Origin of the sequence: Sphingomonas aurea (genome assembly GCF_030678875.1) — a bacterium.
Lineage (GTDB): Bacteria > Pseudomonadota > Alphaproteobacteria > Sphingomonadales > Sphingomonadaceae > Sphingomonas > Sphingomonas aurea.
Genome location: NZ_JAUUDS010000014.1, coordinates 1 through 10,957, shown reverse-complemented (window position 1 = coordinate 10,957; position 10,957 = coordinate 1). Strand labels below are relative to the sequence as shown.

General features: G+C 65.3%; 11 protein-coding genes. 9 read left to right on the top strand and 2 right to left on the bottom strand.

Annotation, left to right across the window (positions count from 1 at the left end; all coding sequences use genetic code 11):
* Positions 1–33: 33 nt before the first annotated feature.
* From Q5H91_RS16225 to Q5H91_RS16190, 8 genes are all read left to right on the top strand, one after another.
* On the top strand, positions 34–1,410 hold the full coding sequence (locus Q5H91_RS16225; RefSeq protein WP_305174476.1) for a M24 family metallopeptidase: 1,377 nt from the start codon (positions 34–36) through the stop codon (positions 1,408–1,410).
* 145 nt (positions 1,411–1,555) lie between these two features.
* On the top strand, positions 1,556–1,936 hold the full coding sequence (locus tag Q5H91_RS16220) for an antitoxin Xre/MbcA/ParS toxin-binding domain-containing protein (protein WP_305174475.1): 381 nt from the start codon (positions 1,556–1,558) through the stop codon (positions 1,934–1,936).
* 157 nt (positions 1,937–2,093) lie between these two features.
* Complete coding sequence (locus Q5H91_RS16215; protein WP_305174474.1) at positions 2,094–2,756, top strand: RES family NAD+ phosphorylase; 663 nt, start codon at positions 2,094–2,096, stop codon at positions 2,754–2,756.
* A 116-nt stretch (positions 2,757–2,872) separates the two neighbouring features.
* Positions 2,873–3,943: a replication initiator protein A gene (locus Q5H91_RS16210; protein ID WP_370655281.1), complete on the top strand. Its 1,071-nt coding sequence runs from the start codon at positions 2,873–2,875 to the stop codon at positions 3,941–3,943.
* A gap of 436 nt (positions 3,944–4,379) precedes the next feature.
* Complete coding sequence (locus Q5H91_RS16205; protein WP_305174473.1) at positions 4,380–5,240, top strand: helix-turn-helix domain-containing protein; 861 nt, start codon at positions 4,380–4,382, stop codon at positions 5,238–5,240.
* Positions 5,241–5,424: 184 nt separating this feature from the next.
* Positions 5,425–6,078 (top strand): ParA family partition ATPase, encoded by a 654-nt coding sequence (gene parA, locus Q5H91_RS16200; RefSeq protein WP_305174472.1) that lies wholly within the window; start codon positions 5,425–5,427, stop codon positions 6,076–6,078.
* Positions 6,075–6,350, top strand: a complete 276-nt coding sequence (locus tag Q5H91_RS16195; RefSeq protein WP_305174471.1) for a ribbon-helix-helix domain-containing protein — start codon at positions 6,075–6,077, stop codon at positions 6,348–6,350. Before parA ends, Q5H91_RS16195 begins: the two co-directional genes overlap by 4 nt.
* A gap of 372 nt (positions 6,351–6,722) precedes the next feature.
* Positions 6,723–6,929 carry a hypothetical protein gene (locus Q5H91_RS16190; protein WP_305174470.1) on the top strand — a complete coding sequence of 69 codons (207 nt, stop codon included), beginning with the start codon at positions 6,723–6,725 and terminating at the stop codon, positions 6,927–6,929.
* Between the two features lie 208 nt (positions 6,930–7,137).
* Here the strand turns inward: Q5H91_RS16190 and Q5H91_RS16185 are convergent, their stop codons facing one another.
* Together Q5H91_RS16185 and Q5H91_RS16180 are read right to left on the bottom strand one after the other, a co-directional pair.
* Complete coding sequence (locus Q5H91_RS16185; RefSeq protein ID WP_305174469.1) at positions 7,138–7,458, bottom strand: hypothetical protein; 321 nt, start codon at positions 7,456–7,458, stop codon at positions 7,138–7,140.
* Between the two features lie 531 nt (positions 7,459–7,989).
* Entirely contained in the window at positions 7,990–9,306 is a 1,317-nt protein-coding gene (locus Q5H91_RS16180; protein ID WP_305174468.1) for a sugar transferase, read from the bottom strand.
* Positions 9,307–9,515: 209 nt separating this feature from the next.
* Here Q5H91_RS16180 and Q5H91_RS16175 point away from each other — a divergent pair, with 209 nt between their 5' ends.
* Positions 9,516–10,892: an O-antigen ligase family protein gene (locus Q5H91_RS16175; protein ID WP_305174467.1), complete on the top strand. Its 1,377-nt coding sequence runs from the start codon at positions 9,516–9,518 to the stop codon at positions 10,890–10,892.
* Positions 10,893–10,957 lie beyond the last annotated feature (65 nt).

Sequence of the window (10,957 nt, the reverse complement as noted above, 5' to 3'; positions counted from 1 at the left end):
CTCCTGCAAGCCCCTCGAAAGGTCACGCCGCGCATGACGTTTGCCCTGAAATCCATCGCCATCCCCGATTTCGGCCCCATCGCCGAACCGCCCGCGCTGCCTGCCCATCGCTACGCCGCGCGCTGCGACGCGGCGCTGGCCGCGGCGGGAACCGACTGGCTGGTGGTCTATGCCGATCGCGAGCACCTCGCCAACGTCATGTTCCTGTCGGGGTTCGAGCCGCGCTTCGAGGAGGCGCTGCTGCTGCTCGGTCCCGGTGGACGGCGGGTACTGGTGACCGGCAACGAGTGCGTCCCCTATGCCGTCGTCTCGCCGCTGCCGGGGCTGGAGGTGCGCCTGTCCCAGACGATGAGCCTGCCCGGCCAGGACCGGACCCAGGCACCGCGGCTGACCGACGTGCTGCGCGACATCGGCATCGGCGCGGGCGACCGGGTCGGCATGGTCGGCTGGAAATATCTCGAGCCCGAGGAGTGGGAAGGGCCAGAAGACGACAGGGGCGGGGAGGCCCCCGGCTTCGTCCCCGCCCCCTATCTCGCGGCGGTCCAGCGCGTCGCCGGCAGCGTCGTCGACCGCACCCCCGTCCTGCTCCATCCCGAGCATGGCCAGCGCTCGATCATCGACGCCGACCAGATCGCGATCTTCGAGGCCGCGGCCGCCAGGGGTTCGGAAATGGTCTGGTCGATCCTCAGCCAGCTGCGCCCCGGCGACAGCGAGGCGGAAGGCGCCGCGCGGATGCGCTATCGCGGCGAGCCGTTCAACGTCCACGCCATGCTCGCCTCGGGCAATGCCGCGACCGGGCCGGTGATCGGCCTCGCCAGCCCCGGCGCCCGCCGGATCGAGAAAGGCGACGGCGTCTCGACCGCGGTCGGCCTCTGGGGTGGACTGACCGCGCGCGCCGGGCTGGTCGACGATGCCAACGACGATTTCGTCGCGGTCGCCGCCAGCTATTTCAAGGCCCTGGTCCGCTGGTACGCGGTCGCCGATATCGGCGTGACGGGGGGCGACCTGTTCGACGCGGTGACCGGGACGCTGGCCGAAGGGGGCCTGCGCTCGCTGCTCAACCCCGGCCATCTGACGGGGCATGAGGAATGGTCGACCAGCCCGGTCCGCCCCGGCTCGGCCGAGCGGCTGCGCTCGGGCATGCACATGCAGGTCGACGTGATCCCGACCCCGGTGCGCGACGGCTGGGCGCTCAACTGCGAGGACAGCGTCGTCTTCGCCGACGAGACCTTGCGCGCCGAAATCGCCGAGAGCCACCCGCAGATCTGGGCGCGGATGCAGGCGCGCCGCGCCTTCATGCAGGACGTGCTGGGGGTGAAGGTGGCCGAGGCGGTGCTGCCGCTGTCCTCGACGCCGCTGTGCCTGGCGCCGCTATGGCTGCGCAGCGATCTGCTGTTCTGCCGGGAGTAAGAGGCCAACCGTCACCCCAGCGCAGGCTGGGGTCTTCATGGGGAACGCGTCACGCCTGCCAAGCGGAAGATCCCGGCCTGCGCCGGGATGACGAGGTTGTTCCACAGAACCGAAATGCTATATTCCGTTCCATAAGGAATCCCGCATGGCCACCGCCCTCGCCACCACCGACCATCCCGACGCCCCCCGTGTCCTCGGCGAGGCGGTCGCGCGGATCGCGCAGTTCTGGCAGCTGTCGAACGCGCGGCTCGGCCGGATCGTCGGCCTGTCCGCGCCCACCGTCTCGCGGCTGCGCGCCGGCAGCTACCGGCTGGAGCCCGCCACCAAGCCGTTCGAGCTGGCCCAGCATCTCGTCCGCCTGTTCCGCTCGCTCGACAGCTGGCTGGGGCAGGACGACGAGGCGGCGCGGTCGTGGCTGGCGACCCCCAATCTGGATCTCGGCGCCGCGCCGATCGACCTGATCGCCAGCGTGCGCGGGCTGCTCGCCACCAGCGACTATGTCGACGCGCTCCGTGCGCGGACCTGAGGGTTCAGGCGGTACCGGCCCGCTCCCCCACCCGGCCGCCCACACGGTATCCCCGATGGGCGGCCGGGTGGGGGAGCGGGCCGGCACCGCAGACCGTGTTTCGGCACGTTTTCAAACAGATCCTGACGACCTCCGGGCCACGCCCTACCAGGGCCGCGTGATCCGCATCGTCGAGGCGCAGCACCGCATCGCCACCAACCGCCTCACCGGCAGCGCGGCCGACCAGGCGCTGCTCGAGGCGCTGGCCGACGATGTGAAGCCCAACCTGCCGCCCGCCGCGCGCGACCTGCCCTGGCTGCTCGCCTCGCCGTTTCGCTACGGGCGCGGCCGACCGTCGCGCTTCCGCGCGGCCGACACGCTGCCCGGCATCCTCTACGCGTCGGAGGCGATCGAGACCGCGGTGACCGAGGCGGCGTACTGGCGCCTCGTCGGCTTCGCCCGCTCCCCCGGCTTCCGCCGCCCGCGCACGCCGACGCCGATGTCGGCCTTTTCGGTGACGGTCGACACGCCCGTCGCGGTCGACCTGACCGGGGATGCCCCCGGCCGCTGGACCCATCCGAGCGACTATGCCGCGACCCAGGCGCTGGCCATCGCGGCGCGCGCGGCCGGGCTCGCCGCGATCCGTGCGCCCTCGGCGCGGCACGCGGGCGGCATCAACCTGGCGGTGCTCGATGCGTCCGCGCTGGTCCCGCCGCCCCGCCCGCATTCCAGCTGGGCGTTCCTGGCCGATGGCGACGGACTGATCGCCACGCGCGAGATGAGCGTGGCAGCGCTGCGCTTCGCCGCTGCCGATTTCGCCTTGGGCGGAGAACCGGCGTGACCGGCATTCGCCAATTCATACTCGAAAGCACGAATGCGAACCGCCATAGGTCGGTCATCCACCTGCCCCGACCCGTCCGATCGCGCAAAGTTCGTGCTTTCGAGTAGGAAATGCCGATGACCCGCCAGACCCCGAATGCCCCGAAGGCCACCCGGTCGAAGTCGCCCGCCAAGGCCGCGCCGCGCACCAACCCCCGCACCAACCAGGGCGACCTGTTCCGCCTCGACAGCCCCTTGATGGGCGAGATCCGCGGCGAGCGGTCGCTGATGGCCTTTCCCTTCTTCGCGCTGGCCAAGACCGCGTGGATGAAGCCGCTGACCTATCGCACCGACACCGTCTCGATCGAGGTGCGCCCGTCTGCCAGCGGCGTCGCGACGATCTATGACAAGGAGATCGTGCTCTACATCGCCAGCCTGATGGCGGCGAAGCTGGAGGCGGGGGAGCAGGTCGAGCAGGACTTCGTCTTCACCGCGCACGACCTGTTCCAGGTCACCGGCGCCAACCATTCCGCGCGCTCGTACAACCGGCTGTCGGAGGCGCTGGAGCGGCTGCAGGGCACCCAGATCAAGACCAATATCGAGGCGGGCGGCGAGGGCGAGGAGGGCTTCTTCTCGTGGCTGTCGGAGGCCAAGCTCCATTACTCGCGCAACCGGGCGGGCGAGCGCCGGCTGAAGGCGGTCAAGGTGCGCTTATGCGACTGGCTGTTCCGCGCGATCCTGCTCGACCGGCATGTGCTTGATTATGCGCATGCTTATTTCCAGCTCGGGCCGATCGAGCGGCGCATCTACGAGGTCGCGCGCTCGACGGTGAATGCGGGCGAGGCGCTGGAGGTGGACCTGGCGACCTTCCGCCTCCAGATCGGCTACCAGAACCCGCTCGCCAATTTCCGCCAGGCGGTGAAGGCGATCGCCGGCACCGACGCCATCCCCGACTATGACGTGGCGCTGGTCGAGACGGTTGCGGGGGAGGGCGCCGGCGAGAGCGCCGAGCGGGCCGGGGCGACCGACGGCGAGCCCCCGCAGGCGACCGGGCGGCGCGGGCGCCGCGCCAATCCGGCGCGCGTCGTCGTCACCCGCCGCCCGGCCGCGATCGCCTCCGACGAGGCGGCGGAGGAGGGGGTGGCGGAGGAGGGGGCGGGCGCGACGTCCGAATCACCTTCCGAATCACCGGGCCCCGCGAGCGCCTGAACCGGCGCAATTCCTACTCGAAAGCACGAGTCTGCGCGCGAATTCCTATCCGAAAGCACGAATCGTGAGGGGGATTTCCTACTCGAAAGCACGAATCGCTTCGTCGCACATCGCTCGGTTCGTCGCGATTTCGCCATTTCATACTCGAAAGCACGAACCGTGAACACTTTCCTACTCGCAGGTTAATTGCAACAAAGATGGCGAAGAGCCGGCACAGGGTCGGCGTGCAGCAGCGGAATGGCCGTGACCACATAAAGGAAAGCCCGGCGCGAAGGCCGGGCATCCCAGGGTTTTGATGGAGCGACGTCGCCAAACGTCGATCCGAGGTCCACTAGACCTTCTCCAGATACCCCGGATCGTTTGCCGGTTCAAGGATGCGCGTTTCGCGCCACGCCCTCTTTTTATCTCTGGTCCCGGCCCCGGAAAGGGACGGAAGATGACGTCGTTTACCCTGGGGGAGGCGGCCGTGCTGGCGCTCGGCCATGTACGGCCCGGCGTACGGCCCGGCAGACCCGCGCGCAGCGGCACCCCCCATCGCGTGCCCCACCGGACGGGCGCACCGGTGCGCCGCGACAGCATCGAGGCGGGGACGTTCGAGGCGCATTTCTTCGCGGTGCCGGGCAAGGGCGAGACCGACCGGCTGCTGCGCGCCGCGCGCGCCGCGCTCGACGCCGGGCGCCGGCTGAAGCGTGCCGCCCGTGGCGAGGGGCGGGGGCTCACCGCGTCGGAACGGCTGCTCGCGGGGCTCAGCGCGGGCGCGATCCGCGTTTACGAGGAGATCTGCACGCTCGCCCGGCTCAACGCGGGCCGCGTCTATCCGAGCTACGACCGGCTCGCCGCAGCGACCGCGCTCGGCCGCGCCACGGTCGCGCGCGCGCTGCACGCGCTCGAGGCGGCGGGCTTCCTCGTCCGCCAGCGCCGTTTCAAGCGGGTCGAGGGGGCCGGGCCGGGGCCGCGCTACGAGCAGACCTCCAATGCCTATCGCGTGGTGCTGCCGCAGCGGCTGATGGGCTTCCTGCCGCGCTGGCTGCGCCCGGCGCCGGTGCCCGACGACGCGCTTCAGCATGAAGCGGACACGGCCGACGAGCTGGCGGCGATGCATGCCACCCTGTCGTGCCGCGAACTGGCACAGGTCAGCGTGGGCGGCGCGCTCGGCCGGGTGCTGGCGCGGCTGGGCGCTGCGCTCGACAGCCAACAGCGCGAGTCTCACGACGATCCTCAACCCCTACTGGATTCATCTGTTCAGCGAAGAGCAGCATTGGCCTTGTCGGCCAACATGTCCGGCCTGACGGCCTGAACGCGGACCGGCCAATGAATCCCATAACGACCGTCGCCAATGGCACATGCGGAAGCACCGGCTACGCCGGCGCAATGCTCCCTAGAGGGATCAAGCGGTTTCCGGAGTGGCCTTCACGGGTCGGCACGACGTTCCCGGCCATCATGTGTCGACAGGTCCGATGTCGACATGTAGAGCTGTTGCCATGAAGACGATCGCGGTCATCAGCCAGAAGGGCGGGGCGGGGAAGACGACGCTCGCCATCCATCTCGCCGCGGTCGCGCAGGAGGCCGGCAGGCTCGCGCTCATCATCGACACGGATCCCCAGGCGACCGCCAGCCAATGGGCCGCCTGGCGCCAGGATGCGCCGCCCGAGGTGATCGACAGCCCGCCCCCGCGCCTCGCCGCCAAGGTCGCCGCGGCGGGCGAGCAGGGCGCCGGCCTGATCGTCATCGACACGCCCCCCCATGCCGACAGCGCCGCACGCGCCGCGGTCGAGGTCGCCGACCTGGTGCTGATCCCGTGTCGCCCTTCCGCCTTTGATCTCGCCGCAATCCAGACCACGGCAAAGCTCGTCCAGCTGCTACGCAAGCCGGCCTATGTCGTCTTCACCGCCGGCAGCCCCAACGCCCCGCGCGTCTATGCCGAGGCGGGCGAACTGGTCGACAGCTACGGCACTCCGCCCTGTCCCGTGCTAATCCCCGACCGCGCCGCCTATCGCCACGCGTCGGCCGAGGGGCGCACGGTGATGGAGCTGGAACCGGCGGGCAAGGCGGCCGAGGATATCCGCGACCTCTACAGGTGGACGTGTCGACAGCTCGACATGGCCGCACCCCGTTTTAGAAAGACCGCCGCATGAGCCGGAAACCGAGCTTCGCCAACCTGCGCACACAGGCCGCGCCGGCTGTGGCGCCCCCGACGCCGGTGATAGCAGGCGACGGCGCAGCGCCAGTTGCCCCCCGTCCGCAGAGCCGCGAGGGTAGAAAGCAGATCGCCGGCTTTTTTACGCCGGAAATGTCGCTTTCGATGCACATGCTGGCGCGGCGCCAGGGCAGGAGCCTCCAGGCGCTGATGGCCGAGGCGTTCAACGACGTGCTAAGGAAGCACGGCGAGAGCCCGGTGGGGGATTGAGGGAGAGCGTTCAGTCGCGGTCGGTCAGCCGCACTGCATGATCGAGAAGATGTCGCGACCTCGCCTTCACGGGCGACGGCGGGGTTTCCGGCGTAAATCGTCCAGGCAGGCAGGATACCGGAAACGACCGATAGCGTATGGACCGCCGCGCCTTCGCCAATGTCGGTGCCGGGCAACAGCAAGGCGCCGGTTCCGATCGGAACATGCTGGCCGACGCGGTCGGCGCCGTCGTAACGCCAAGGAGGTATCGCGCAGTGTCGAGTTGGTCATCCGGTCGCCACTATAATCGACCGCCGGGCTGGAACGTGCCCTGTACCGATTGCGTGCAAGCACGCCGGCAATCAAAAGGGTGGGTGGATATGCCGGGTCGAGGTGCTGCGCGACAAGACTGGCAGCAATAGTAAACCCAAAGAGTTCAATCGGATGCTCCGCCAGGTGGCGGAGCCGTCCAGCTCCCTGACTATGCGATGGAGATGGCGACGACAGCCGATGGTAGTCCCGCCGTGCGGCCGAGGTGGAGAGAGGCGTCCAGAAGAAGGGCCACAACACGAAAGTGAGTTTTGCGCACGCCAGACGTGAAGGATAGACGAATAGAAGGCGGTATCATGCGGCGAGTAACGATGCAGGTGCGCGTAGCGGCCTGAGGTGACCAATTGGCGGGCGACTTCAGGCGGCACGGCCAGGCCGGCGATCGCCTGTTCGAGATAGCAGGTGTTCCACGGGATCATGGCGGCGATGAGCAGGCTCATGCGCGACTTGGCGGACAGAGGGGCGAGCCGCAAAATCGTCAGCTCGGTGTCGGCGCTGTGGCGCACCTGTCCTTCTGCGCCGCCTTGGCAGGTTCGTCCGGCCAAATCTCCGCCGCACTGTTACGCTGTTTGGGAGTGGTCACCAGCGTGGCGTCGACGATCTGTCTGTCCATCGGCAGATAGCCACGCTCGTACAGCGACCGGTCGAAGGCGGTGAACAGCGCGTCGATTGCCTCGCCTCGGCGCGGGTCAGCTTTTCGCGGAACAGCCGGATCGTGTTCTCGTCCGGCGTCCGGCCGCCCAAAGTCGAAGCCTAGGAACCGCAGCCAGCTCAGCCGATCGCGGATCAGGAATGCCATCCGTGCATCGCTCACCGTGTTCTACGCCGCTAGGATCAGGATCTTGAACATTGCCACCTGATTGTAGGCGGGCGGCCGCCCTTTGCACCATCGCTATAGGCCAACACTCTCTCCAATGCCGGGCGGCACACCTCTTCAGATCGACATGTCTACATCACAGTGCTTCGCAACAGCGAATAGGCGGCGATCAGCGAGGTATCGAGGACAATGATCTGCGCCGCGGCCAGTGCGAAGACGATGGCAGTAAAGACCCGCGACCGTGCGACATGGGCCAGCAGGAACAGCAGCGGTGGGATAAGCGCGATCAGCAGGAGCGGCGCATAGACCGGCTACTGCGAGCAGCAGATCGCTGCTACCGCATTGGCGAACCGCGCCATATAGAGCAGCTCGACCGACCCGAGCCCCACCGCCCGCGCGGGTGGGAATAGGAGTCCGCGCCGGTGAAGGCGGTGAACTACACGCCGTCGAGCACCAGCGGGCGGGATAGGCCCGTCAGGCTCTACGACATCGCCGTGTCGACGATGGTGATCACTACCGGGCACCATGACCGGTGAGGATGACACGAATAGTTTGAAGAACGATCAATAGATCAATCCACGGAGAATATTGCTTAATATAGTAGAAGTCGTAATGAAGCTTGCTGCGAACGTCATCGACCTCAGATACATGTCCTTGGCATACCTGCGCCCAGCCAGCGATGCCCGGTCGAACCACGTGCCGGTATCGGTAAAAGGGGATTTGCTTCTCATACCACCGGGACAGTACCATTGCCTCCGGTCGCGGCCCAATCCAGCTCATTTCGCCCTTCAAGACGTTGGCGATCTGCGGTAATTCGTCGAGGCGACTGGTTCGCAAAAAGCGGCCAACAGATGTGATGCGGCAATCACTGTCTTTCGTCATCGCGGCGCAGCGCTCGTCGCTTTCGTCGTTCACGATATGCATCGTACGAAATTTATAGATTGTAAAGGGACGCCCCTCGTATCCCATCCGCTGTTGCCGAAATAGTGCCGGCCCGCGCGAGTTGATTCGAATGATCACCGCAACGATGATCATCACTGGCGAAGTCAGCACGCCAACAATCAAGGCAAGCACCCAGTCTAATACCGCCTTGAGCATCATGTAATCGTGCCGTGGTGCTAGCGAGCCGAAGCTGTTTTCGGAAAGATGCTCCAACTCGACACGTCCGGTAAGCGACTCAACGAGATGCTTGGTATGATAGACTGGCATCCGCGCGAGCGCAAAGTCGGCAAGCCGACGATCCCATTCGTCACTCAGATCTATACGCAGATCGACCGCCACCGCGTCGAGCTCGTCGATTGATGTATCGGGCGCATGCAGCAAGGTGATGGAAACATTCGGCAGATTCAAGATCGCGGCATAATCACCTTGTGGCACCAGTCCAATCCGCAATATACGTCGCCGTAATGCAGCAGCCGACATCACAAAAAACCAGAACACCGAAAAGGCAAAGCCTAAAAAAAGTATCGTTCTATTATAAGGTATTCGCGCAAAAATAAATATCAGCAGTAATATTGCAAATGAAACAGAAAATGCGGGAAGCGTGGAAGCTATAGCCTCAGCTCCCGGATAACCCGAAATGTTGCGCATCAGCCAAGCGCCTAGCATTGTAGCAAGAATAACGCCAATCAGGGTATTATTGCTAACATACAAGTCATATGTTGAATAGTTAAATTGATAGCGTATCAAATAGGGGAATAGAGCAGCGAGCAAGATCGCAATTGGTAGCTGAAAACGAAGACGCATCCAAAAATTTGGACGCAGCTGTTGAATACGAGCCACAAATTCCAGCCTTGCAATGACGCCGCACAGTGTTCCCACGTCGATCACGGTTCCATAGGTCGCATCGCAGAATCGCGCAATCGAGAGGCGTATGTCGCCCCCCCCGGTCACGACGGTCGATGACGGCGGGCGGTTCGACCGGGATTACGACGACGAACTGGACGGCAATTTGCTATTCCAGCCCAAGTGCAGGCATGGGGCGCTGCCTCTATCGGCATCGATCCCACTACGGCCAAACCGAATGCGAGAGTTTTTCCGTGCACAAGACGAACCCACCGCGCCGCTCCATTTCCCTGCTGACGATCGCAACCGCAGGCTTCGTTGCGTGTCTCTGGCTGTTTGGTGGCGCGTCTCGCGGCAATGTCAGCGGGCAGATCATGATCCGTGGGATCGCCTGGGCGTACCTGCTGTTTATGGTGCTGCTGGCAAACCGGGAGCGGCCGTTGCGCGGAAAGCCCGTCCTCTATTTGTTAATCGGTGCGGCCGCGATCGTTCTCGTCCAGCTAGTTCCGCTGCCTCCCGTGATATGGGCACAGCTTCCTGGTCGGGCGCTGTTCACGGCGGCAAACGACGTGACGCAGGGCGCTCCGTGGCGGCCGCTCGCCATCGTCCCGTCGGCAGCCGTGAACGCGGCCTGCTCTCTGATCGTGCCGCTGGTGATGTATCTTCTGGTGGCCTCCACTTCTGAAGCAGGTGACTGGCGCCTGATCGACATGCTATTGATCGCGATCGTAGCGAACGTTGTCGTTGGGCTGGTCCAGCTTGCCGGTATTCGCCTTGCCAATCCGTTCGTGAACGCCGGCGGTGCAGGCGCTGGAATGTTTGCGAACCGTAATCATTTCGCCCTGCTGCTCGCCCTGGGTTGTCTGATCGCACCCGTCTGGGCATTCGGGTATCGAAGCCGCTTCAGCTGGCGTGCGGCGTGTGTGTGTGGGCTGATCCCTTTGATCCTTTTGACAATTCTTGCCAGCGGATCCCGCGCCGGGCTGGCCCTTGGTATCGCTGGTGCAGTTGGCGGCATCTTGCTGGTCTGGAACAATCTTAGCCTCGCGTTGGTCAAGTATCCGCGCTGGGTGATGCCCGCCGTCGTGGGCCTGTGTGTTCTGGGCATCGGCGTGGCCGGGGCGCTCAGCTTCCAGCAGGATCGAGCGTCTTCCATCAATCGCGTGATGGCAGGCGATGTCGAAGGCGACATGCGCAGTCGCGCCTTTCCAACCGTCAAGACGATGGCCGCAACCTATTTCCCGGTCGGCGAAGGATTTGGCGGCTTCGACACCATCTTTCGTGTCCACGAACCGGACGCTTTGCTGAAGCCGACCTATTTCAACAGAGTTCACAATGACTTTGTGGAAATCGTCCTCGACGGCGGTGCGGCAGGCGGGCTGCTGCTGATGGTCGGACTGTCATGGTGGCTTTACTGCAGTGCGCGGGCGTGGCTTTCGGAATCACCGCTCCTTGCCCGATTGGGCTCTTTGATGGTGCTGCTAATCGCTGCGGCGAGCATCATCGATTATCCGGCGCGCACGCCGATCATCATGGCATTGACCGTCATTTCCGGAGTATGGCTGAGCAGCGCTTTGAAAAGAGGCAGCATCCCTTTACCAGATACAGAAGAATATCTATCACGCCAGTGATCGTAGGATCGGAAGACCCATTTTCCATGCATCGTTATCTGTACGTTTTTGCCGCCACCTTGGCG

Bases quoted from the DNA above. Each gene is read 5' to 3' on its own strand.
- Q5H91_RS16225 (WP_305174476.1), top strand. From the start codon at position 34: ATGACGTTTGCCCTGAAATCCATCGCCATCCCCGATTTCGGCCCCATC.
- Q5H91_RS16220 (WP_305174475.1), top strand. From the start codon at position 1,556: ATGGCCACCGCCCTCGCCACCACCGACCATCCCGACGCCCCCCGTGTC.
- Q5H91_RS16210 (WP_370655281.1), top strand. From the start codon at position 2,873: ATGACCCGCCAGACCCCGAATGCCCCGAAGGCCACCCGGTCGAAGTCG.
- Q5H91_RS16205 (WP_305174473.1), top strand. From the start codon at position 4,380: ATGACGTCGTTTACCCTGGGGGAGGCGGCCGTGCTGGCGCTCGGCCAT.
- parA (WP_305174472.1), top strand. From the start codon at position 5,425: ATGAAGACGATCGCGGTCATCAGCCAGAAGGGCGGGGCGGGGAAGACG.
- Q5H91_RS16195 (WP_305174471.1), top strand. From the start codon at position 6,075: ATGAGCCGGAAACCGAGCTTCGCCAACCTGCGCACACAGGCCGCGCCG.
- Q5H91_RS16185 (WP_305174469.1), bottom strand. From the start codon at position 7,458: ATGGCATTCCTGATCCGCGATCGGCTGAGCTGGCTGCGGTTCCTAGGC.